Origin of the sequence: Ureibacillus galli (genome assembly GCF_014836845.1) — a bacterium.
Lineage (GTDB): Bacteria > Bacillota > Bacilli > Bacillales_A > Planococcaceae > Ureibacillus > Ureibacillus galli.
The window spans coordinates 35,097-58,492 of record NZ_JACSQA010000018.1 but is presented as its reverse complement, the minus strand read 5'-3'; the positions used below and the strand labels follow the sequence as shown (position 1 = coordinate 58,492).

Here is a 23,396-nt window from a genome sequence, read left to right as displayed (position 1 = left end):
AGGGTTATGAATATGGATATTATTACAATTGGGGACGGCATGATCACATTTGATCCATCTGAAAAAGGTCCATTACGCTATGTAAATGAATTTAAGCGTAAAATCGGCGGTGCAGAATTAAATGTCATGATTGGATGTGCCCGTTTAGGATTGAAAGCAGGTTGGATTAGCCGCTTAGGGAAAGATGAATTTGGAAGACATATTGTCAATACAGTGCGTGGAGAAGGAATTGATGTTTCGGAAGTAAAGCTTATCGACAATTACCCAACATCTTTAAACTTTAAAGAAGTGCATGCATCAGGTGACAGCAAAACATTTTACTATCGCCATAAGTCACCGACAGAAACATTAACTTTAGAAGAGTTACCAATTCATTATATTAAAGGTGCGAAGATTTTACATGTAACTGGAGTTTTCCCTGCTATATTAAAACAAAATCGCCAAGTGATTTTAGAAGCTGTGAAAATAGCAAAACAAAATGGTGTAAAAGTATCCTTCGATCCGAATATCCGATTAAAACTTTGGTCGAAGGAAACAGCAAGGAAAACGCTACTAACCTACTTACCTTATGTTGACTATCTGTTAACAGGTCGAGAAGAACTAGAAATTTTATTCGATACGGCAAAGGAAGAAGAGATTATCCGGTCCCTTCAACACTATGATATGAAACATGTTGTCGTAAAAGATGGGGAAGCAGGGGCAGCCTATCTAGATAATGATCGGTTGATTCATGTTCCTGGATATAAAGTGAAAAAAGTAGTCGACACAGTAGGAGCTGGCGACGGATTTGATGCTGCTTTTTTATATGGCATGATTCAACATTGGTCAGTTGAAAAATCCATTCAATTAGCTAATGCTGTAGGAGCGATGGTTGTGCAAGTAGAAGGCGACAATGAAGGATTGCCCTATTTAGAAGATGTGGAAGTGTTTTTAGGAACACGAGAAAATATAGAACGTTAGGAAGATGGGCATGTATAGTAAATTCCAAGGGATTCAGTTAATACCCGTTTTACGAAAAATACCGTACCCCCTTTGCCATGATTTAGTGAAAGCATTAAAAGATGGGGGAGTTAAAGCAGTCGAAATTACGTTAGATTCCGAAAAGGCAACGGAAATGATACAGGAAGTAAAGGAACGAAACGATGGAACTTTACTCGTTGGGGCTGGAACTGTTTTAACCGTAGAGGATTGTGAAAAGGCAATCGAAGCAGGTGCAGAGTTTATCGTTTCCCCTTCATTGAATATCGATGTGGTAAATATGTGCATAACTGAAAACATACCAGTCATTCCAGGTGTTTTCACTCCTTCAGAAATGCAAACAGCTTATAGTGCAGGTGCGAAGATGATTAAGTTATTCCCTGCTGAAACATTAGGACCAAAGTTTATTAAAAATGTTAGAGGACCATTACCTCATATTGGGATTATGACGACAGGTGGTATTAATCTTCAAACGGCTAAATCCTATATTGAGGCAGGAGCCCAAATAGTTGGGGCAGGTAGTGATTTAATTAAAAAAGAATGGCTACTTTCAAAAAATTGGGCAGCTATTACGAACGAAGCAGTTGCGTGGAATCGAAGTTTGCAAGATTAGTATTAATAGGGTGAAGAAAAGTCCTTCTGAACAAATCGGTTGTTCAAAGAAGGACTTTTTATATGTTTATCTAATAGTTATTAATTGGGAAAGCAACTCAAAAAAATTACTAGGTGGTAGTGATGGAAAATACCTTAAATAGAATAACATTTCATTACGAATTTATTAGTAAGAAAGGGACCATATCGAACAAGGATCGAAGGGACGTCTCTGTTATTTTAACAGTAGATGCTTTGTTTACGATTATAATTGACGATGCCATTTATTTTGAAGCAGAGATAGCTATACTTGAGTTTTATAAAGCACTTTTTAAATGGAAAGAAACATTAATAAAAGAAAATATCATAGAATTTCATTATTATACAATTGAATACGATGAGTACGAGGATGGTGCCTTGATCTCATTGATCCCATTTTCTAATAAAGCGCGGGTTACATCGATATGGGCACAATGTGAAGTGAACAATGTTATTGATTTAGATAATGCTGTCCAAGAATTTATAACTTTAGAGGAAAGATTAAGAAATGACATTGAACAATTTTATCACATTGATTTAAATGGATTTATAAAGCATATCCCCTTAATCTAAATTGAATTAAGATAGATCGAGCAACAGTTTATAAAAAAACTCCAATCTTTAGAATTTAGATGCTTTTTAAGGATATTTTTATAAAGCATTTTTCTATTGAACTCCAACATTTCCGTTATGAAGGAAATTACAATATAATGAAATTATTATGAGTTGCTGAGGAGGATTGCCATGTTTGAGAAATTTAAAAAGAAAAAACTGGTCGAAGAACAACCAGAAATAATAGAGATGAAACTTAGTAAGGAAGAAATAGAAGAATTAAAAGAGAAAGCACAATTCATCGATGAAGAAACGGTTTTAAATAATAGTAAGCATTATTCGGAAGATGGACTTTGGAATAAAATAAAAAAATATTCAAAAAAAGCCGGTTCAACTGCTGTATATGTAGTATTACTCCTTTATTATGTATTACAAAAAGATGAAGTACCAAAGAAAAATAAAGCAATTATTATTGGCGCATTAGGATATTTCATTTTACCTTTGGACTTGATTCCTGATTTAGCAGCGGGAGTAGGTTATACGGACGACTTAGGGGCTCTTCTTGCTGCTTTGTGGCAGGTCTCCATGTATATCGATGATGATGTGAAAAATCAAGCGAAAGAGAAATTGAAAAATTGGTTTGGCGATGGAGTAGACACTGCGGATATCGATGAAAAATTAGCATAAAAAGCAATTGATGTAATATAGAAATGAAGATTTCATAAAGACCATGTCATTTGATGAAGATCATCGTGAAACGATGGCATATGATATTGAAGACTTGACAGAATACTTACCAAATAATACAATTTAATATCATAAATAAAAATAAGCTGTTTTTTAGTCCTTTAGTAAATCGTTAATCGATTCGATTGGCTATTTAAAAAAGGATAATAAAAAACTAGATTTGAAAAATTATATATAAGGTAGACGCTTTAAAAACCTATAAGGTAGTTAAAAGTAAGCCGACAATTTTCAAAAGTTAGTGGTTTAGAAAGACCATTAGCTTTAAAAATTGTCGGTTTTTTTATTTTACAAATAAGTATTTGGCAGAAGGGAAGGATTTATTATGAAGCTAGGGATACACATTTTTGAAAGGTTAGTTGATTACATACCATTCTGTTTGGTGGAGGAAGTCTAGATGTTTAACTTTTTAGACATGAGTATATTCCCAACGGTGTTTTTCATCGTACTCGCCATTTCTGCATTAAGTTCGATCATCTTTTTAAATCCAAATACGCCAATTTCTTATATTCGTATTCATATCGGTTTCATTGCTTTACCACCGATTGTGGCTTTACTCGCTCTTTTTTCGAATGGTGGGCGAATCATCATGGGTCCTTTCCATTTTGATTCTTTATCTTGGTTATTAGCGTTTTTTGTTCTTACAATTAGCTTAATTGTACAAAGATATTGTATTCAATATTTGCATGGCGATAAAGCTTATCGGAAATATTTTACTTTGTTAACATTGACTACGATTGTAGACTCCGTTGCTTGGTTTAGCAATGATCTTCGATTATTACTGTTTTGTTGGGGGGCTACACTACTAGGGTTAACATTACTCATTAGCTTAAAAAGAGAGTGGCAAGTGGCAAGAAATGCTGCAAAAACTTGCAGTCGTTTGTTTACTCTTAGCTGGGGATTATTAACGTTAGCGATTGTTTGGTTAGCGGAAGTTACGAATCATTGGCAGTTGACGGATGTTCTTACTACGAGCAGCCTTGCTCAGCTTGAATCTTGGGAGCAAACGGGAATCACTTTACTATTCGTCGTGGCTGTCGTTATTCCGGCAGCACAATGGCCATTTCAACGCTGGCTGTTGGATTCGGTCGTAGCTCCAACACCTATTTCTGCAGTCATGCATGCGGGAATTGTCAATGCAGGAGGAATAATTTTAACTCTTTTTGCTCCACTTTTTGTAGGAAGTCCTGTACAAATATTGTTATTTATTTTTTCTAGCATTTCAGTATTAATTGGAACTGGTATTATGTTGGTTCAAGTGGATTATAAACGTCAGCTAGTTGGTTCTACTATTGCCCAAATGGGCTTTATGCTAATTCAATGTGCATTAGGTGCCTATTTGGCGGCCATTATCCATGCGGTATTACATGGTTTATTCAAATCGACCCTATTTCTTCAAGCGGGTTCAGTATTAGATCATCACCAGTCTAAAGTTTATACAAAAAAACCATTGCCTTTTGTATGGATTTTTACCGGAAGTGTATTGGCTCTTTTAGTAGGAATTGGTTTTTGGCTCACTTCCCCAGAAGAAGGGTATCAGTTGGTTAGTGCTTTCATGTTAGGATGGTCAGTATTTTTAGCTTGGATTCAACTCGTTGCCTTTGGATTAGGGAAAATTGGTCGTATCTTTGGACTTTTAGTATTTGTAGGTGGAGGAATAATCTATTTGTACATCCATCAGCTCTTACATCATGCTTTAAAAGACATGATTCCAAAAATCCAATCTCCATCCATTGGTGCGATTTTGATTATCTTTATCTTGCTATTAGCAAGTGTCATAGGTATTTGGCTCGTGCGAAATCGCTTATCTAACTTATATACAGTGATATATCTTTGGCTTGTCCGATTTGGGGAGCCCCATGAAGATGGGATAGAAAGTCATCCAAGTTATTTAAAACAATTAATTTCTCAAGGAGGGAAGTGACATTGAATACGACAGTTGTCAAAGAACTCAATTTAGAAGGAAATGAAAGTAATGTCGATTTTCATATTGATGATTTAGTAAACGCAGCTAGCAAAGTGATTGTCCCCCTTGGTCCGATTACAAGTTTTGCTGCACGTAATCCTTGGGCAGGATTAGAAGAGCAGTCCTTTGAGCAAGTTGCTCGACGGCTTAAGGAAACAAATGGAGTAGAAATATACCCTAGTGATGAAGTGTTAAAGTCTGCTTGGAAACAAGGGGAAATTAAACAAGAGTTTGTAGAAATGAAACTACACCAATGGCTTGATTTACAAACAATAGATTTGCCCCATGATGAAGCATTTCAATTTTGTCAGGCAGCTCTTTTGCAAAATAAAACATCGTTTAACTCACCTTCCAAAACTGACTTAGAAAGTGTGATGAAAGAAATACTCCAATATAATTTTAATATCCCTCAAAATCATTACGTCCAAACATATAGTGAACGTTTAGGAAAAATGGATGGCAACAAAGTAAACCAAGTTGTCAACGGACAGATGATTAAGTGGTGTAAATTATATTTGGATGAATCACAAGCTGTTTGGTCGATGCCAAACCGGGAAAAGGGTTTTTATGCTGCGTGGAAGAAACTCGTTCCTAATGATCCATCAATAAACAGAACGATACGTAAGGAACTAAAAGAGTTACCAATGGAAGCTGATCAAGCATTAATGGCAGCTTTATTAGGTTTACAAATACCTTACACAGAGATTCAACAATATTTAGAAGCCCATTTACTTGCATTGCCAGGATGGGCGGGAATGATGCTCTGGAGATCGCAACAATCCAACAAGGAAGAGAATTTGTTAACAGAATTTTTAGCGGTTCGAATATGTATGGAGTACGCTTTTATTAAGCCTTACTTGCCGTTACCAGAGTTTCAAGATGATGGCGAAGAACTTTTACAATCTTTAATTATCTCTTGGACTAATTGGGGGAATATGCCCATCGATACATGGCTGTCGTTATCACTTAAAGAAATTGAAGCTAGATTAACCCTTGCATATCGATTTGACCAAATGGTTCGAAATCGAATTTTGTTAGAGGCTTGGGAACAAACTTATGAAGCTCAATTAATGAATATCATTGGTGCATCATCTCACCGGATAACTGAAAACTTAAAGCAACCTTTAGCTCAATTTGCGTTTTGTATCGATGTCCGGTCTGAACCATTTCGCCGTAAACTTGAAGAAGCAGGCCCTTTTGAAACCTTTGGAACAGCAGGTTTTTTTGGATTACCGATTGAAACATGCGAACTCGGTCAAAAACATAGTCATCCGTCTTTACCGATATTGTTCAAACCACAAATTAAAGTGAACGAATGTGCATCTGAACAGGATTTAAAAACATATCAAGAACGTCAGCAATCCGTGAACTTACTAAATTACTCGTTTAAAACGCTGAAAAACAGCTTGCCATCTAGCCTCTTGTTACCGGAAATTACAGGCCCTTGGTATAGTTTGCAAACAATCGCTCGTAGTTTTTTCCCTAGAAGTACAGGTATGATTAGTCGTAAACTTCGGAAAAACTGGCTTCGTAAACCATCAACAGAACTTACACTACAACAAGTACAAACGAACAAGACCGAGTTGCCGATTGGTTTTTCTGAAGAAGAGCAAGTTCTTTATGCACGGCAAGCTTTAAACATGATGGGGTTAACTGAAAATTTTGCTCCCCTTGTCGTTATTTGTGGACATGGTAGTCACAGTACGAACAATCCATATGCTTCGGCACTTGATTGTGGTGCATGTGGAGGAGCATCTAGTGGTTTTAATGCCCGGGTATTAGCAACTTTATGTAATTTGCCAGAAGTAAGAAAAGCGCTCAATGAAGAAGGGATTTCTATTCCAAATGAAACTGTTTTTGCAGCTGCTGAGCATATAACGACAACTGATGAACTACAGTGGCTCTACGTTCCTCACCTTTCGGAAAAAGCACAAGAGGCATTGGATTTTATTGGAACTACATTGCCAAAGGTAAGTGAACAGGCAGTTGCTGAAAGATTCGTTAAATTGCCTAATCTTAAAGCAAATCATAAAAACCTTAATGCTCAAGCACAACGATTAGGTGAAGACTGGAGTGAAGTTCGCCCAGAATGGGGATTGGCTCGAAATGCCACTTTTATCATTGGTAATCGAGAGCTGACAAAGAATCGTCATTTAGATGGTAGAGCTTTTCTTCACAGTTATGACTGGCAGAAGGATCCCAATGGGTCAATACTTGAAAATATCATTGCTGGTCCAACAACGGTGACCCAATGGATTAACCTACAATATTACGCTTCTACTGTTGCTCCGCATTATTACGGAAGTGGCAATAAAACGACTCAAACTGTAACAGCTGGAATTGGGGTTATGCAAGGAAACGCAAGTGACCTATTAAGTGGGCTTCCATGGCAATCGGTGATGAAATCAGACCAAGAGCTCTATCATGAGCCTTTAAGATTACTCGTAGTAATTGAAGCACCAACAGAATATGTACAACGATTATTGGATCGTAATCAATCATTCCATCAAAAACTGAAAAATGGATGGATTCGATTAGCATCTATTGATCCAGAAGGACATTGGGAAAGTTGGACTGTTTAAAAATTGTCTTAAGTCCATTTCTTACCATTGCATAGTTTGAAATCGAAAAAGAAATGTTATAGAGAGTTTATCTATAATTGTCATAGGGATTTGTGGAATTGAGGGGGAGTTATGATGGAAAAAACAAAAGGTATTGTTGAGGCGGAAATAAGTAAAGCGCTCACCCACTGGGAGAAAAATTATCTTGGGCGCGGTTCCGTTTCTGTTAAATCAGATATTGTACGAGATATGGTCATTGTTGTGTTAAAAGGAATATTAACTCCTGCTGAATATTCAGTATGCCAAGATAAAGACGGATTATTATCAGTTAAAACGAATCGAAATAATTTAGTGGAATCTGGTGTTGAAGAATTAAAAGAAATTGTATTTTCAATAACAGGCCACGAAGTTGTAAGTTTCTATACGGATTTAAGTACACAAACAGGGGAACGGATTATGCTTTTTAAACTTTCGGAAGACTTGCAAAGCCAATTTGACTAAAGGGTAAGCGAAAGTGGGTTCGTTAAAAGAATTTAAATTAATAATGGGGTGGGTGTTTCATGGGTATGGATGAAAAGAAAAGAAAGCTCTATATAATTGATAATGAAATGAACGTGGAAGATTTCTTAACACAGAACCAAAATATCGATTTAGATAATGATATCGTCTTGGAATGTAGTCCAGTCATTTCACCATTTGATAATAGTATGCGGAGTATTATTCTTGCTGTTTATCAACACAACATTGCCCAGATCGTTATAGTAACCTCTAAAGAAAAATATAGACAAAAAAGCTTATCGTCTATTGTGATGGAGACTAATCAAGAAAACGATATACAAGAGAAAATACAAACGTTAAATTATCTATTTGAACATTGTAAACCTGAATTTCCCGAAGCTAATTTAATGGATTGGTTGGAAGGGCAATCCGAAAGTTCGAAAAATATAATCAAGGTTATTCGCCAACACCCTTTATTACCAGCGGATGTTCAAATTAGCGAACTAGTGCTAGATGGAGACGACAAATTCATAGGAAAAGAAAAAAATTACCAGTAATTTTGTTTTTTCGCCTGTAACAGTATTAAAAAGTGATGTGGGATATTGTAAAAGACTCTCTTATCATCCAATATCCCTAATATTACCCGTTAAAAGGATACTTCTTAATGTAATAAATCCTAAAGTGTATCATCTTTTATAAATGTTTATAGGTTCCGTTTGTCTTACATAATTAGCTAATCATTCCTTGGTTAATCGAAATGGTAATTTACTATTTATTTATACAAACTTTAACTGTAAAAAAACAGGAGAGATATTCATTAAACGCATTCGTTTTAATGAATATCTCTTTATTTTTTTCTGGTGTTTTTATGATGAAATGTTTTATTTAATATATTAATAAAATTTAAGTGAAACTTTTTCCAAATTATGACGTAAATGAGGGTGGAAGGATTTTTTCCAAACTTTCATTGAAGAAAGAGGGAGAGGTAATGACAAAAAAAGCGTTAGAAGTACGTTCCTTAACAAAAAAGGTAAAAAATAAAGTCATCGTAGATGATGTAAGTTTTGAAGTAGAAAAGGGAGAAATCTTTGGTTTACTTGGCCCGAATGGAGCAGGGAAAACGACGATTATTCGAATGATCGTTAGTTTAATAGGTCGGACAAAGGGCGAAGTAATTGTAAATGGTTATCATACCGATGAACAATTTAAAAAGTCCATGAGTGAAATGGGGGCAATCGTTGAGAACCCTGAATTTTACAAATATATGAGCGGTTATAAAAACTTAAAGCATTATGCGAATATGGCAACGAATGAAGTTACGGAAGAACGAATTAAAGAAGTTGTCAAATTAGTTGGTTTAGAGAATGCGGTTCATCAAAAGGTAAAAACATATTCACTAGGTATGCGACAACGTTTAGGAGTGGCGCAAGCTTTATTACATAATCCATCTTTGCTTATCCTTGATGAACCGACGAACGGTCTTGATCCTCAAGGAATAAGAGAATTTAGAGATTATTTACGCTCATTAACAAAACAAGGGATTTCCGTTATTGTATCTTCCCATCTGTTATCGGAAATGGAGTTAATGTGTGACCGTTTTGCTATTATCGAGAAGGGGAAACTCATTCATGTTTCTTCTATTAATCAACTAGCGAGTCAGGAACAGTTTGTGCCTACGGTTCTATTTGAGGTGAGTGATGTAAATCAAGCCTTCGAACTATTAAAAGAGCAGCAACTAACAAATGATTGGAAAGTGGTAGAGGGACAACAACAATTCTCCATTAAAATAGACAAAGAAACGATTGCTGATGTCAATCAACTGTTAGTGAGCAAAGGGATAAAAGTATATAGCATTCATCCAATAACGACTACCCTTGAAGATCGTTTCTTAGAATTAACTGGTAAGGGTGAAAAGGGAGGTAAAAACGAATGATCTCGCTAATTAAAAATGAGTTAACGAAAATTTTTGCAAAGAAGGCTAGTTGGATTTATATCATTATTTTATTCTTAGCTGTTATTGCAGTGGGAATTCTTCAACAAAAAGTATTTGATTTAGGTCCAAGTGATCCTAATTGGCGTGAGGATGTTCAAGCTGAAATAAATGAATATCAAAAAATATTGAAAGAAAACCCTGAAGATGAGTGGACAATGGAATTAATTCAGCAAAATCAGAGCTATCTTGATGAAAACATTGACCCTAATGCTTATAGTAGTTGGCATTTTATGAATGGGACAGTAATTGGCATGACGATGCTAATCACATTGTTCTCTGTTATTGTAGGAAGTGCCGTTGTGTCATCTGAATTTGCGGATGGAACAATTAAGCAATTATTAATTCGACCACATCGTCGATGGGAAATTCTTCTATCAAAATATATTGCAACGTTAATCTATTCGTTTTCATTACTAGTAGCCCTTATTATTTTTGGCTATATCGTTGGGTTGGTTTTATTTGGAGCAGGGGATTTTAACACGAAATTCTTTGAAACGACATTGGATGGATATAAATTAGCTGTTGTTGGAGATCAGTTCGTATTAAAAGTGTTGTACTACTTACCAAGCTTATTAATCATCGTATCCATTGCCTTCATGTTGTCGACGATTTTTAAAAGCCAAGCTTTGGCAGTAGGGATTGGTATATTTGTTTTGTTTTTATCATCAACACTTGGCGGCATCATTGTTATGATTGCGGAGAAGTTTGCTTGGGCGAAGCTTTTAATTTTCCCTCACTTAGATTTAACAGTTTATGCATTGCAGGATCATATCCTTCAAGATGTGACATTGCCAATGTCATTACTCATTTTAGCCGTGTATTACATTATCTTTATGGTTCTTACATTTATCTTCTTCCAAAAAAGGGACATTATTATTTAAATCAGTAAAAGTAACACCCCCGTAAAAGTAGAAATCTATTACGGGGGTGTTGTTGTTAATGAATGGGTAATTCGAATGAACTATATTAGTGAAGAAAGTAATAGTAGAAACCATTTTCGAAAAAGAATCGTTTTGGCGATTTACATAAGTTAGCAATTCCATTAATGTGGAAGGGATAGAGGGAAAAATTACCATTTATTTAGTTAGTGTGAGGTGAATGTAGTTGAAAAAGAAATGGTGGAGAGGTTTTTTTATCGCATCCTGCTGTCTGTTAGTCGCATGTAACCAGGATGAAGTAATTGATGAAAAGCCAAAACATGAAGAAGGTTCAAGTGGGGCTCAAGAAAATAAGTCATCAGAAAATTCGGGAAAACAAAGGGAAGCGTTAAGTTTTGAAGCACCACCTATACCAAAATCCTTTAATGAATCTGCCCAATATAAAGGAAGAGGAATGTTTGCGGGGGAGAAATTTACAAATCAAAAGGAAATAATAGATGTTTTAGATCAGTTTCCTTTATTAACGAAAGACTTCTCCGAGAAGGAAAGAACTAAGGCTAAACAATATTTATTAGCTTTATTTAAGGAAGATTTAAATGTTGTAGATGTTCCAATTGACCAATGGGAGTCGATGCAAATGAAAGATCCTAAAGGTGAAAATGACTCTATCCAATTAAAAGAAAATTATAATGTCGTCATTTTACTTGATTCAAGTGGGAGTATGGCTAATTGGGAAAATAATAAAACACGAATGGAATTGGCAAAAGAGTCAATACAACAGTTTGTTGAAAGCCTTCCGAAACAAGCAAATGTATCTTTAAGAGTATACGGACATGTTGGAACAGGAAGCGATGAAGATAAAGCGGTATCGTGTTCTAAAGTAGACGAGGTTTATCCTCTTGGTACATATGAGTATAGTAAATTTTCCGAGGCGTTAAACCAATTTGAGCCAGCGGGGTGGACACCGACGGGATTAGCGATTAAACAAGTGGAAGAGGATTTGAAGGAGTTTAGTGGCGAAGAAAATACGAATATTATTTATATCGTTAGTGATGGTGTGGAAACTTGTGGTACTGATCCAGTAGGTGCGATTAAATCCCTTGCGCAATCGAATATTCAACCTGTTATTAATATTATTGGTTACCATGTTGATAACGAAGGTTTAGCCCAATTAAAAGAAATGGCGGAAGTTTCGAACGGAAATTATGTGAATGCTGAAAATCAGGAACAATTAAATGGCGAATTTCAACAGACAGCCGATATGGCGAAAATATGGTCAGATTGGCATAACAATACACAAGATACATTAAATCAATTATTTAAAACTATCCAAAGCCAATTAAACGACTGGTATAATGAGCAGCAAACTAGAAATAACCGTGAGTATAATAACTTACAGGAAGCCATTAACTATTTAAAAGATAAAGAGATATTAGATACAGAAGTTTATTTGGAATTTGACAGTGATTTTAGAGATTATTATTTAACTGTTGATTCCGAGGCGAGAAATCTTTACCTTGAGCTAGACGGTATAAACCGAAATTCCTTTTTAGATAATTGGCGTTCAGTGATGGATCGATATTTAAAAAATGTAAATTAATTTCAAAGTAATTCGAAAGAAGGCCTCAATTCATTTATAGAATTGAGGCATTATAATTTTTGAGCGAGGAATATAGATACGGCATGGGCGCGATTTTTCGCTCCAAGTTTAATAAGGGCAGATTTAATGTATTGCTTAATCGTTGATTCACTCAAGCAAAGTATATTGGTCAGTTCTTTTGTTGAATATCCGTTGGTAAGAGCTCGCATAATTTCATTTTCTCGAGGACTAAGTTTCGGGTGGGAGGCCGTTTGTGATTGTACAAGCATTTCACCGGCAAGGTTTCCAAAGAGTGTCAGTTGTTCCAAGATGGATTGTTCTATTTCGTAAGCGCTTTCAATAAATTCGCTACAAATATAAGCGATGGTCATAAAATTCACAACGATGGGGACGACTAATAACCCCTTTAATGGAACTTCTCGTTGATAACGACTAGAGATAAGGGTAATAATTTCTTGACCTGTATAGTAGACAGGTCTTTGATTATCTACAACTTTTTTAATAACAGGGAGTGAGCGTATATCGTCACGGATGTGGGTTAATGAGTGGAGTTGTCCCTTTTCAAGTTCTGCTATACCTTCTCCAACGTAGCCAACCGGACTATATCGGAAAAAGGAAAGTTTTTCACTATAAAGTAATTGTTCTAATGTTAACAGTATATGACATATTTGTTCTTCCTGGGTTTGTAAATGGCTCCCCCGTTTTAATTGCTCTTTAATAGACCAAGAAGTTATCTGCATCTCTATCACCCCTCCATTGTTTTATATGCTTTCATCTTTCTAAAAAGTACTATTGTTGTCATCATTTTATACTAAATAGAATAATAGAGACAACTAAAAGTAGGAATATTCTGAAAAAGGAACCTTTGCTACGATAAATTTGCATACATTAGTCTGCAAATAAATGTAAGAAAGGATGTTGTTGAAATGGGATTAACAAGCAATGCAAAGCTATATTTAGAGGGTTTTTATAGCGGTCCAAAATTCCAAACACTATCGGCAGAACAAGTACGGGAAATGATGAGTTTGGCACCTGCTCCTGAAGGGGTTGAAGTACCACTGGTAGGAAAGGTAGAAGAGCGTCAAATTTCCGTTGATGGTGGTGAAATTACCGTTCGAATTTATACACCGGAAGGTCAAGGACCGTTTCCACTCTTTGTTTATTATCACGGTGGCGGCTGGGTAATTGGAAATTTAGATACTTCCGATGGGGGTTGCCGTTTATTAGCTGAAAAAACCCAACGTGTTGTCGTATCGGTTGATTATCGATTAGCACCTGAATATCGGTTCCCTATACCGGTAGAAGACAGTTATACAGCCTTATGCTGGGTACATGATCATGCAACAGAATTAAATGGCATAGCGGATCAAATAGTTGTTGGTGGAGATTCTGCTGGTGGTAATTTAGCGACAGTCATGGCGATTTTAAGTCATGAAAAAAATGGTCCAACGATTGAAGCGCAAGCGTTAATTTATCCTGTTACTAATTTAGACTTTACCACTTCTTCTTACGAAAAATTTGCTAATGGATATGGATTAGATAAAGATTTAATGATTTGGTTTGGTGAGTACTATGTAAATAACGAAGACGAGTTTAAAAATTATTATGTTTCTCCTTTGTTACTCAAAGATGTAAGCGCTTTACCGCCTGCAGTTATTATTGCAGCTGAAAACGATGTGTTATTGGATGAAGGGAAACAATATAGCGAAAAATTAAAACAAGCAGGTGTAGAAGTAAAATATATGCAAATTGATGGAAGCATTCACGGGTTCTTTAGTAACATGGCTGTGTTTGCGGAAGAAACAAAAGCAACGGTTGATGCGATCGCACAATTTTTAACAACGATTCCTACAAACGTCTCAAACAAATAAGGGGGTATACGATGAAAGTAAAGCAATATGATGCCATTATTATAGGAGCGGGTTTTGCTGGATTGTATATGCTTCATAAGTTGAGGGAAAGAGGTTTAACAGCTAGAGTACTAGAAGCAGCTGAAGGAGTAGGCGGTGTATGGTACTGGAGTCGCTATCCAGGGGCTAAATGTGATTCTGATTCAATTTATTATAATTTCACATTCTCTGAAGAGCTTTATAAAAAATGGAGATGGAAAGACCGTTATGCTTCCCAACCAGAAATTTTAGAGTACTTGAATTTTGTAGCAGACGAGTTAAATCTCCGACCTGATATTCAGTTGAAAACAAGGGTAACAAAAGCACAATTCCAAGAACAAGAGAAACGCTGGAAAATTTCAACAGATCATGGGGAAATCTTTGAAGCGAAGTATTTTATTAGCGGTGTCGGTTGTTTATCTACAACAAATATTCCACCTTTTGAAGGCTCTGAAAATTTCAAAGGTGAACAGTATCATACAGGTCGTTGGCCTCATGAAAAGGTAGACTTTACGGGAAAACGGGTTGTCGTCATTGGTAATGGTTCCAGTGGAGTTCAAACGATGCAAGAAGTGGCGAAGGAAGCAAAGGAAATGACATTATTAATGCGAACTCCCCATTATGTTGCAGAAGCTCGTAATCATCCGTTAAGTAAAGAAGAACAAGAGCAGGCCATAAACAATTATAAAGACATTCGAGAAGCGTTCTTCAATACTCCTGGAGGAATTCGTTTATTTACAACCGGGAAATCAGCAACAGCCTTTTCTACTAAAGAACAAAATGAAACATTAAATCACATTTGGGAAACAGGTGGTCTTTCTCTTGGTTCTGTCTTCACCGACGTGTCTGTAAATAAAGAAGCAAACTATGTTGTTTCTCAATTTGTACGCGATAAAATCGATGAAATTGTGGAGGAACCAGAAACGGCTAAATTGCTCCATCCTAATTACTATATAACGACTAAGCGTTTAATTATTGGTACGCATTTCTATGAAATTTTTAATGAAGACCATGTCCATCTTATATCGTTGAAGGACAATCCAATTGAACGAATTGTGGAAAAGGGGGTTCAGTTAAAGAACGATACAGTGGAATGTGATGTCATTATTTATGCGACAGGTTATGAAGCCATGACGGGTTCGTTACTAAAAATTGAGATCGAAGGCCGCAATGGTCAAACTATTCAAAAGAAATGGGAAGAAGGTCGGAATGTAAAAACTTATTTAGGATTAATGATGGAAAGTTTCCCGAATTTCTTTATGATAACAGGACCACAAAGTCCTTCCGTTTTAACGAACATGCCAGCTGCCATTGAACAACATGTTGATTGGATTGACGAGTGTATTGAATATTTAGAGGAAAAGGAAATCCAAACGATTGAAGCGAAAAAAGAAGCAGAAAACGAGTGGGCGCAACAATGTGATGACCTTGCTCATCAAACATTATACCCTTATACAAATTCATGGTATACAGGAGCTAACATCGATGGGGAACAGCGGGACTTCGTCATTTATGTAGGTGGTTTAAATAACTATAAAAATATATGTGACCAAGTGGCTGCTAATAACTATGAAGGGTGTACTTTCGAAAGATTGCAATCGAATGTTTTATAGCTATTAAGCCTAATGTTTTTTAGGAAATAAGTAGAATATAAGAGGAAAAGGATATCGTTTAAAAGTAATATCTTTTAAACAATATCCTTTTTGTATTACGATCAATAAAAGCATGGACAATGAATTACGATTTAATTGGGTTTTATTAGTTAATATAAAAGGTTGAAAAAGATATAATAATAGGTAGAACTTATCGCACAAAAAAAATCCTCCTATAAAGGAGGAGAACAATTACAAATCTGTTTTAGATAGGCAGAATTTACGATTTTAAAGAGATTTTCCATAGATTAGATAAAATAACTAAAGATTTTTTTGTTACTAATTAAATTAGTATCCAGCAAGCCAAATAAGTGGTTGGATTTCTGGTAATGATGAAACAACTAAAGCAGTAGCAGTAACAATTAAGAATTTAATCATAGAAGAATTTTTCTTTTTCATATTGTACTCAACCCTTTCTTTAATTATTTAATATAATTAAATTGTACTAGAAAAGAAAAAATGCTATAAAAGTGTATACTAAATTATACATAGGGAAATTGGAAATAGGAGGAAAATAAAATGGAAATAGGTCAGGTTATCAGATACATCAGAAAAAATAAAAATATCACACAGCAAGCTTTGGCAGATGCAATCGGTATGACACGTCCCTATATTGCAAGAATAGAATCGGGTAAGAATAGTATTTCATCTGATAAACTTACTGAAATTTTGGAATATTGCAACGTTACGTATAATGAATTTTTTTACATTAAAAATGACTATAAAAAATCCTCCAAAATGAACGAGTTTAATAAAGTTTTAAAATTGTATTATGCAAATGAAATTGAAGAGATATCAAAAATTAAATTAGAAGTTAAGAAGAAGTATGAGGAAAGTGGAGATATGTTTTTGCGCCACTTATATATTCAATGTCACTGTATAGAAAATGATTTTGATTTAAGCAGAATTAATAAGGAGTATTTAGATGAAATTGCAGATTACTTATTAAGTGTTGACGAGTGGTGCTACCATGAATTAGTAATGTTAAATAATTTTATTTTTCTATTCCCGCCTTCAACTGCTTTTTTAATGACGAAAAATTTATTAAATCGGGCTGAAAAATATAAAGAGTTAAATACTGATAGTAAAGTGTTAAGTTTCTTATTTTTTAATCTTTTAGAATTTAGTTTTAGATATGATGGCTATACCTATTCGAAACTTATACTGGATGCTACAAAAAATTACTTTACTGAGACTACAGAGTTCTTTGAACAAACGTTAATGTTGTTTTATGAAGGAATGTTAAATATTGTGGAGGAATCTGTTGCTGAAGGACTAGAAAAATGTAATCGAGCCTTTACAGTTTTACAAGCATTAGGCCATGACAAAATATATAAGAAATATAAAGATGAATTAGAAGAATTAATGAAAAAAGTTGTTACGAATCACCCTGCAAATTAGTATAAAATAGTGTACAAAAAGTTTATCCCCCTGAATTTTAGTATTAAATTAAAACTAATTAAAAGAAAATTTATCATTTCAAAATACCTAAGAGTTATATATATAAGTAGTCATTTTGATTTAAATGGGGGGATAATGATGAACGTTAATGATAGTGTTTTTTTCTTGTATAAAAATAACTTTGTCTATTTAATAACGAATGTGATCATTATCACTTTAACGAGTTTTTTAATATTTTTAAATGAAATTACAAGTGTCTATGGAATTATTCTTTCCCTTATTATTATTACCCAACTGTATTTAGCTGCTCGAATTAAAAGCGTTTATGATGGAGCGGTGAAAAGTTTACAAGATACCGAACAAAAACTAAATGAATCTGAAAAAGAAAAACATTTTATGGCATATTACGATGAAATTACGAAACTGCCCAATGAACGTTATTTATTAGAGAAAATAAAGGAAAACCTAGCTGATGATACTTCTAGAAAAGCGGTATTAGTAATAAAAATTGATCGGTTAACAACGATTAAAACTTCATTAGGTTCCTATTATACAAATCATATTGTTCAAATGATTGCTGATAGATTACATATGTTTTTTCCGACTTATTTATTTGGAAGATTGCGGGAAGATCAATTTTTAATTTTAATTGAGAATCATAATGATGAAGCGGCCATTCAAAAATTGTGTAAACAGATTATTGAAATGATGGAGAAGCCATTTTGCATCCAGCATTTTTCATTAAATATAACGGTTAATATCGGAATTGCTTATTACCCAGAAGATGCTCAAACAGAAGAAAATATTATTAAATATGCTCAGTTTGCCCTATATGAAGCGAGTAAATCGCCCGAGCAATTTACTTTTTATAAGCCTTCCATGTTGAGTGTTCGCGAAGAACAATTGTTATTAGAAAATGATTTATATAAAGCGATAAATAATAATGAGTTATTTCTTCAATATCAACCACAACTAAAGTTAAAATCAAAGCATTCCATCGCAATGGAGGCTCTTGTACGCTGGAAACACCCAGAAAAAGGGTTAATTCCGCCTTCAGAATTTATTCCAATTGCAGAAGAGTCGGGTTTAATTGTCCCTATAGGGAAATGGGTGTTAGAAACAGCCTGTCGACAAACGAAGGAATTGCAGGAAGTTATACAACAACCGGTAACAGTAGCTGTAAATCTATCTTTACGTCAACTTTTCCATGAAAATTTTGTGCAAGTAGTCAAAATGATATTACATGATACAAAACTTCCACCGGAATGTTTACAGCTTGAAATTACAGAAAGTATGACGATGAATACAAACTTTTTAACTCCGATTTTATATGAATTAAAGGAGATTGGGGTTACTATTGCGTTAGATGATTTTGGTAAAGGATACTCGTCCCTCTCTTTTTTAAAAGACTTACCAATCGATTGTTTAAAAATTGATCGGGAGTTTGTTAAAAATATGAATGAAGAAAATCATAAGCCTTTAGTGGATTTAATTATTTCCATGGCTAAACATTTTAAATTAAATGTTGTTGCTGAAGGTGTAGAAACGATGGAGCAATTTAATTATTTAGTAAATAGTGAATGTGATGCAGTTCAAGGTTATTTAATAAGCAAACCGAATTCCTTCGATAAGATAGTAGAGAATTGTAAAAGCATTCAAAAGGAATTTTGTTGTTCAACCCAGTCAGCGTACTACGGATATATTAAACAAATATTTAGCAATTAAAAAAAGGGCAATCTCAATAATGAGATTGCCCTTTAAATAGTAAATTAAAGTTTTACTACGTTAGAAGCTTGTGGTCCACGGTTTCCTTCTTCAACTGAGAATTCAACTTTTTGACCTTCTTCTAAAGTTTTGAAGCCGTCGCCTTGGATAGCAGAGAAGTGTACGAATACGTCGTTTCCACCTTCAACTTCGATAAATCCAAAACCTTTTTCTGAGTTAAACCATTTTACTGTACCTTGTGTCATTTTAAAAGACCTCCAAAAATTTAATCAATAACCAATTACTTCAAAATACTATAAAAAAATTCACACATTACAAAAAGTACCGAACGTTCACGATTACTTTTTGTAACATGTGAATTCATTAGATATGAAGCAATATAATTATTCTCTTTATTATACCTGCTAATTTTCGAAATGTCTACCCAAAATGAAAAATAATTTTATTTCATATAAAAACTGTCCTACAACCTTACTTTTAGCTAGGGTAATTAGAAGGAAAATTCCTTTCAAATTAAGAAAACTCACGAATATTTATAGATATAAAAAATTTCCGATTTGAATATGATATAGTAAGAATAAAGAAGTGAAAGATGTAAAAGAAGTGTAAAAAGTATAACAAAATCATACGTATCAATAATAAAAGCTTGTTTTTTAAATGGGGTGTGTGCATTGGAGAAAGTTTTTGCTATAGGAGATATACATGGTTGTTACGACCTTTTGGAAAAACTGTTAGAAAAATGGAATCCAAATGAGGAACGGTTAGTATTTTTGGGAGACTACATTGACCGAGGACCAGATAGTGTGAAAGTGATTAAAAAAGTTATGCAGCTCGTTGAAGAGTATGATGCAGTAACTTTAAGTGGTAATCACGAACAGCTTTTTTTAAATTGGCTCGATAAACCCGATGAACTTTCGGAGTTTTATTTTAATCCAAAGGTGGGTGGCGCTGCTACAGTCCAAAGTTTTTATGACGCGCCAACTTTCTCGATCGTTTCCGATCATTTTTCAGTTAAAGAAATTACGACAAAGATTCAACAGGAAAATAGTAAAATCATCGAGTTTATGAAAAATTTAAGAAGATTTTATTTGTGGGATCTATATCTTTTCGTTCATGCAGGAATTTCTGCTAGTGTCGAAAATTTCCGCGAGACGAAAAAAGATGACTTTTATTGGATTAGGGAAGAGTTTTTCAATGTTCCCCATTTAGCAAAGGAAATTGTTGTTTTTGGACACACACCAACCGTTTTATTAAATGAAGACAAATCGAGTAATGTGTGGGTTTCAACCTGTCAAAAGAAGATTGGGATTGATGGTGGTGGAGCTATCTATGAACGAGGAAAGCTTCATGGTGTTATTTTTACAAAAGGTTCTCGCCTTTTAACGATTCATTCTGTTGGGTTGACCTCAGATTTAACAACAAATACGATTACAATTTAATCATTGGAGGATTCACTTTAAGTGAGTCCTCTTTCTTACATTTTCGTTGGTTTTTACTTCTTATCATTGATAGATGGGTGGTATAGTAAAAATAGAGAGGTGGGTAATTTATGTCAAATGCAGTTGAACATGTTTTTAAGCTTCAAACGGGTTGGGACGGTGGAAGGAATGATACAGGGGAGATTTCCTGTGAAAATTTAAAAACGACAATATCGATTCCAAAAGAAATGGATGGCCCTGGAATTGGGACGAACCCGGATGAATTGTTATTAAGTGCCGCAGCAGGATGTTATATGATTTCCCTTGCCGCGATGTTGGAGCGGTCGGATATAAAAGCAAAATTAGTCCTACAGTCGGATGGAATTGTTCAAGTAGAAAATAACATATTTACATATAAAAAGATTGTTCATCATATTGAAATATTGCTTCATGATGCAAGTGAAAGTCATGTTCGTTTAGCTAATCGCTTAGCTTTGAAGGCGGAAGAAAACTGTATGATTAGTAGAGCATTGAGAGGGAATGTAGAAGTACAAGTGGATTGTTCTATAAAGTCTTTGTAACTTATATCCTAAAGAAAGCGGGTGAGGGGAATGAGCATTATAATACCAATCGTTCAAATATTATTCGTTTCAATTTTCATCTTTTTTGTTAGTGGACGTTTAATTGGTTCTAATGTAAATATTTTTAAGCGACTCTTTTCTGTTGTCATCAGTGTTTCCTTTACAACCTTTATCTTTTGGTATACGTACTTAAGAGGAACTGAACATTCTTTAAATACAATTGAAAGTGTTGTGAATGCTTCTACCTTATTATGGATTGGTAGTATGTTGCTCATTTCAATGCTCATTTATTTATTTTTTGAGTTATTTGATCCGATTGCTTTAAATGATAGTAATGGAAGAAACAACGGAAAAAAATTTATTATTAAAAGAATTATAGGGTATTGGCGTCATCAAAAACGGTTACGAACAGTTTTAAGAATTGCTGTAACAAATGGTATAACAAGAACAATGAAATATGCTAGAAATCGAGATTCAGATCGGGAATTAGCAATCGCCTTAAGGGATACCCTTGAGCAGTGTGGTGGTATTTTTATTAAGTTCGGGCAAGTCCTTTCTACCCGAAAAGAATTCCTGTCTCCGATTTTTATTGAAGAATTGGAGAAGTTGCAAGAAAATGTAACACAGCTTTCTGAAAATCAAGTAAAAGAAATATTGCAGCAAAATTTGTGCGGTGAAATGGATGAAGTATTTTCATATTTTCATATGAAGCCGATTGCAGCTGCGTCTATTGGGCAAGTGCATAGGGCAATTTTACGAAAAACAAATGAGGAAGTTGTCGTGAAATTGTTACGCCCTGAAGTGAAGGAAATTATGCGAGAAGATTTAAGCATTTTAATGGAATTTGCCAATTGGGTTACAAGTAAATCCCAATGGGCTGAAAATCTTGGATTTAGAGATTTAGCAGAAGGATTTGTTTCCTCATTACGGGAAGAAATCGATTTTAAAATAGAAGCTCGTAATATGATTCAAATCCATAATGTAATGAAAAAAAGTAATTTAAAAGTAAACATTCCGAAAGTATATGAAGAGTACAGTAATGAAAATATTTTAGTAATGGGATTAGCAACGGGTGTAAGCTTAGGCAATCTTGCCCAATATCAAATAGAAAATCGTCACGAAATTGCGGAAACTTTACTTTTCTCTTATTTAGAACAAGCTTTAGTTTCGGGTATTTTCCATGCTGATCCCCATCCGGGAAATATTCATTACGATCTAAGTACAAAGGAAATTACATTACTGGATTTCGGAGCAGTTTGTCGTTTATCAGCTGCTCAACAAGAAGGGTTGAAACTATTTTTCATCGGTATTCAACAAAATGATGCTTCAATTCTATATGATGGAATCTCACTTTTAGTGAAAAATACGAGGGAAGTAGACCGACTTGAGTTAGAGCAAGCCATTAGCCAAATTATTTTAAAAATCTCTTATGTTGAGCGGATTCGAACGGATGAAATTATTTATTCGATATTTACAGTGATTCGTGATTTCGGACTACAATTTTATCCGTCGGTTAGCGTGGCATTACGAGTAATTGTTACGTTAGATGGTACATTAAGAATTATTGATAGTAATTTCAATATGTTTGAAGAAGCGAAATTGTTTTCAAGTGGTTATTTAAAAGTCGCCTTGAAAAAACCATTTAAAGAACCGAGGGCAACAAAAGAGCGATTAGAAGAAGAGTTAGCTTTAATTATTCCAAACTTAAGGAAAATTCCCCGTCGAGTCGATCAATTATTTAAAAAGGTGGAAGATGGGAAAGTTATTTTACACCACGATATTTTCTCAGATAAAAATAATGCAAAATTTATTACCCAATTGTTTTCGAAATTTGTATTACTTTTAGTCGGTATAACCTTTGGTGTCATTTCGGTTGCATTACTAGCTATTTCCCAATTTATTTATTCAGCATATGCAATTTATTTGAATACTGCTTCATATTTAGGTTTATTCCTATGTGCCGTTTTACTTGTTCGATTATCGATACAAGCGATTCGGGATATGAAACGAATGGAATAGTGATGAAAGAATGAACTTTTTACTAAACATCACGCTACTCTACTTTTCATGAATAAGTAGAGTAGCTTTTTTCTTTTACAAGAAATGAAACGGAGCATCTTGACGATTACAAAAAGGGTATTCTATAATTATCACTGTATAAACGTTAAGGAGGATTATTAAAAAATGACCCATTCAATGAGACTACGTTTCCTATCTTTGAACAAATAATTGAATATGTTCAAAGGCTCTGTTTGTGTATACAGAGTAGACGGGATTAGTCTGTCCTTTTTTAATAATCTTCACCGTAGAAGAAAAACCGTTGATTTACC

At 34.5% G+C, this 23,396-nt stretch carries 21 protein-coding genes; 19 read left to right on the top strand and 2 right to left on the bottom strand.

Annotation, left to right across the window (positions count from 1 at the left end):
- The first annotated feature begins 12 nt into the window (after positions 1 to 12).
- From H9636_RS12170 to H9636_RS12120, 11 genes are all read left to right on the top strand, one after another.
- Complete coding sequence (locus H9636_RS12170; protein ID WP_191707851.1) at positions 13 to 960, top strand: sugar kinase; 948 nt, start codon at positions 13 to 15, stop codon at positions 958 to 960.
- Positions 961 to 970: 10 nt separating this feature from the next.
- Positions 971 to 1,591, top strand: a complete 621-nt coding sequence (locus H9636_RS12165; protein ID WP_191707850.1) for a bifunctional 4-hydroxy-2-oxoglutarate aldolase/2-dehydro-3-deoxy-phosphogluconate aldolase — start codon at positions 971 to 973, stop codon at positions 1,589 to 1,591.
- Between the two features lie 122 nt (positions 1,592 to 1,713).
- The gene (locus tag H9636_RS12160) at positions 1,714 to 2,181 is read left to right on the top strand and encodes a DUF7878 domain-containing protein (RefSeq protein ID WP_191707849.1); all 468 of its coding nucleotides are present in this window, start codon (positions 1,714 to 1,716) and stop codon (positions 2,179 to 2,181) included.
- Positions 2,182 to 2,352: 171 nt separating this feature from the next.
- The gene (locus H9636_RS12155; protein ID WP_191707848.1) at positions 2,353 to 2,847 is read left to right on the top strand and encodes a YkvA family protein; all 495 of its coding nucleotides are present in this window, start codon (positions 2,353 to 2,355) and stop codon (positions 2,845 to 2,847) included.
- A 454-nt stretch (positions 2,848 to 3,301) separates the two neighbouring features.
- Positions 3,302 to 4,828, top strand: a complete 1,527-nt coding sequence (locus H9636_RS12150; protein ID WP_191707847.1) for an NADH dehydrogenase subunit 5 — start codon at positions 3,302 to 3,304, stop codon at positions 4,826 to 4,828.
- Positions 4,829 to 4,830: 2 nt separating this feature from the next.
- Positions 4,831 to 7,452, top strand: coding sequence for a DUF2309 domain-containing protein (locus tag H9636_RS12145; protein WP_225230202.1), 2,622 nt, complete (start codon positions 4,831 to 4,833; stop codon positions 7,450 to 7,452).
- Between the two features lie 114 nt (positions 7,453 to 7,566).
- Entirely contained in the window at positions 7,567 to 7,932 is a 366-nt protein-coding gene (locus H9636_RS12140) for a DUF2294 domain-containing protein (protein ID WP_191707845.1), read from the top strand.
- A 59-nt stretch (positions 7,933 to 7,991) separates the two neighbouring features.
- A complete protein-coding gene (locus tag H9636_RS12135) occupies positions 7,992 to 8,486 on the top strand; it encodes a carbonic anhydrase (protein ID WP_191707844.1) in 495 nt (164 codons plus the stop codon).
- 431 nt (positions 8,487 to 8,917) lie between these two features.
- Positions 8,918 to 9,862 (top strand): ABC transporter ATP-binding protein, encoded by a 945-nt coding sequence (locus H9636_RS12130; RefSeq protein WP_191707843.1) that lies wholly within the window; start codon positions 8,918 to 8,920, stop codon positions 9,860 to 9,862.
- Positions 9,859 to 10,803 carry an ABC transporter permease gene (locus H9636_RS12125; RefSeq protein WP_191707842.1) on the top strand — a complete coding sequence of 315 codons (945 nt, stop codon included), beginning with the start codon at positions 9,859 to 9,861 and terminating at the stop codon, positions 10,801 to 10,803. Before H9636_RS12130 ends, H9636_RS12125 begins: the two co-directional genes overlap by 4 nt.
- Positions 10,804 to 11,026: 223 nt before the next feature.
- On the top strand, positions 11,027 to 12,400 hold the full coding sequence (locus H9636_RS12120) for a vWA domain-containing protein (RefSeq protein ID WP_191707841.1): 1,374 nt from the start codon (positions 11,027 to 11,029) through the stop codon (positions 12,398 to 12,400).
- 50 nt (positions 12,401 to 12,450) lie between these two features.
- Here the strand turns inward: H9636_RS12120 and H9636_RS12115 are convergent, their stop codons facing one another.
- Entirely contained in the window at positions 12,451 to 13,140 is a 690-nt protein-coding gene (locus tag H9636_RS12115; RefSeq protein WP_191707840.1) for a response regulator transcription factor, read from the bottom strand.
- A 186-nt stretch (positions 13,141 to 13,326) separates the two neighbouring features.
- Between H9636_RS12115 and H9636_RS12110 the strand changes: the two genes are divergently transcribed.
- The 4 genes from H9636_RS12110 (at position 13,327) to H9636_RS12095 (ending at position 19,067) form a co-directional block, all read left to right on the top strand.
- A complete protein-coding gene (locus tag H9636_RS12110) occupies positions 13,327 to 14,271 on the top strand; it encodes an alpha/beta hydrolase (RefSeq protein ID WP_191707839.1) in 945 nt (314 codons plus the stop codon).
- Between the two features lie 11 nt (positions 14,272 to 14,282).
- Positions 14,283 to 15,902: a flavin-containing monooxygenase gene (locus tag H9636_RS12105; RefSeq protein WP_191707838.1), complete on the top strand. Its 1,620-nt coding sequence runs from the start codon at positions 14,283 to 14,285 to the stop codon at positions 15,900 to 15,902.
- Positions 15,903 to 16,460: 558 nt separating this feature from the next.
- Positions 16,461 to 17,342: a helix-turn-helix domain-containing protein gene (locus H9636_RS12100; RefSeq protein WP_191707837.1), complete on the top strand. Its 882-nt coding sequence runs from the start codon at positions 16,461 to 16,463 to the stop codon at positions 17,340 to 17,342.
- 138 nt (positions 17,343 to 17,480) lie between these two features.
- The gene (locus H9636_RS12095) at positions 17,481 to 19,067 is read left to right on the top strand and encodes a putative bifunctional diguanylate cyclase/phosphodiesterase (protein ID WP_191707836.1); all 1,587 of its coding nucleotides are present in this window, start codon (positions 17,481 to 17,483) and stop codon (positions 19,065 to 19,067) included.
- 44 nt (positions 19,068 to 19,111) lie between these two features.
- On the opposite strand, the gene H9636_RS12090 is transcribed toward H9636_RS12095, so the two are convergent.
- The gene (locus tag H9636_RS12090; protein WP_118876281.1) at positions 19,112 to 19,312 is read right to left on the bottom strand and encodes a cold-shock protein; all 201 of its coding nucleotides are present in this window, start codon (positions 19,310 to 19,312) and stop codon (positions 19,112 to 19,114) included.
- Between the two features lie 426 nt (positions 19,313 to 19,738).
- On the opposite strand from H9636_RS12090, the gene H9636_RS12085 reads away from it, so the two are divergent.
- The 4 genes from H9636_RS12085 to H9636_RS19460 all read left to right on the top strand — a co-directional run bounded on the left by H9636_RS12085 (position 19,739) and on the right by H9636_RS19460 (position 23,295).
- The gene (locus H9636_RS12085; RefSeq protein ID WP_191707835.1) at positions 19,739 to 20,506 is read left to right on the top strand and encodes a metallophosphoesterase family protein; all 768 of its coding nucleotides are present in this window, start codon (positions 19,739 to 19,741) and stop codon (positions 20,504 to 20,506) included.
- Positions 20,507 to 20,616: 110 nt separating this feature from the next.
- Positions 20,617 to 21,066, top strand: a complete 450-nt coding sequence (locus tag H9636_RS12080) for an SACOL1771 family peroxiredoxin (RefSeq protein ID WP_191707834.1) — start codon at positions 20,617 to 20,619, stop codon at positions 21,064 to 21,066.
- Positions 21,067 to 21,096: 30 nt separating this feature from the next.
- A complete protein-coding gene (locus H9636_RS12075; RefSeq protein WP_191707833.1) occupies positions 21,097 to 23,085 on the top strand; it encodes an ABC1 kinase family protein in 1,989 nt (662 codons plus the stop codon).
- A 165-nt stretch (positions 23,086 to 23,250) separates the two neighbouring features.
- Complete coding sequence (locus H9636_RS19460) at positions 23,251 to 23,295, top strand: erythromycin resistance leader peptide (protein ID WP_191707871.1); 45 nt, start codon at positions 23,251 to 23,253, stop codon at positions 23,293 to 23,295.
- Positions 23,296 to 23,396 lie beyond the last annotated feature (101 nt).

What these genes read in the sequence shown, in the direction of transcription:
- H9636_RS12170 (WP_191707851.1), top strand. Translation starts at nt 13, where the DNA reads ATGGATATTATTACAATTGGGGACGGCATGATCACATTTGATCCATCT.
- H9636_RS12165 (WP_191707850.1), top strand. Translation starts at nt 971, where the DNA reads ATGTATAGTAAATTCCAAGGGATTCAGTTAATACCCGTTTTACGAAAA.
- H9636_RS12160 (WP_191707849.1), top strand. Translation starts at nt 1,714, where the DNA reads ATGGAAAATACCTTAAATAGAATAACATTTCATTACGAATTTATTAGT.
- H9636_RS12155 (WP_191707848.1), top strand. Translation starts at nt 2,353, where the DNA reads ATGTTTGAGAAATTTAAAAAGAAAAAACTGGTCGAAGAACAACCAGAA.
- H9636_RS12150 (WP_191707847.1), top strand. Translation starts at nt 3,302, where the DNA reads ATGTTTAACTTTTTAGACATGAGTATATTCCCAACGGTGTTTTTCATC.
- H9636_RS12140 (WP_191707845.1), top strand. Translation starts at nt 7,567, where the DNA reads ATGGAAAAAACAAAAGGTATTGTTGAGGCGGAAATAAGTAAAGCGCTC.
- H9636_RS12135 (WP_191707844.1), top strand. Translation starts at nt 7,992, where the DNA reads ATGGGTATGGATGAAAAGAAAAGAAAGCTCTATATAATTGATAATGAA.
- H9636_RS12130 (WP_191707843.1), top strand. Translation starts at nt 8,918, where the DNA reads ATGACAAAAAAAGCGTTAGAAGTACGTTCCTTAACAAAAAAGGTAAAA.
- H9636_RS12125 (WP_191707842.1), top strand. Translation starts at nt 9,859, where the DNA reads ATGATCTCGCTAATTAAAAATGAGTTAACGAAAATTTTTGCAAAGAAG.
- H9636_RS12115 (WP_191707840.1), bottom strand. Translation starts at nt 13,140, where the DNA reads ATGCAGATAACTTCTTGGTCTATTAAAGAGCAATTAAAACGGGGGAGC.
- H9636_RS12110 (WP_191707839.1), top strand. Translation starts at nt 13,327, where the DNA reads ATGGGATTAACAAGCAATGCAAAGCTATATTTAGAGGGTTTTTATAGC.
- H9636_RS12105 (WP_191707838.1), top strand. Translation starts at nt 14,283, where the DNA reads ATGAAAGTAAAGCAATATGATGCCATTATTATAGGAGCGGGTTTTGCT.
- H9636_RS12100 (WP_191707837.1), top strand. Translation starts at nt 16,461, where the DNA reads ATGGAAATAGGTCAGGTTATCAGATACATCAGAAAAAATAAAAATATC.
- H9636_RS12095 (WP_191707836.1), top strand. Translation starts at nt 17,481, where the DNA reads ATGAACGTTAATGATAGTGTTTTTTTCTTGTATAAAAATAACTTTGTC.
- H9636_RS12090 (WP_118876281.1), bottom strand. Translation starts at nt 19,312, where the DNA reads ATGACACAAGGTACAGTAAAATGGTTTAACTCAGAAAAAGGTTTTGGA.
- H9636_RS12080 (WP_191707834.1), top strand. Translation starts at nt 20,617, where the DNA reads ATGTCAAATGCAGTTGAACATGTTTTTAAGCTTCAAACGGGTTGGGAC.
- H9636_RS12075 (WP_191707833.1), top strand. Translation starts at nt 21,097, where the DNA reads ATGAGCATTATAATACCAATCGTTCAAATATTATTCGTTTCAATTTTC.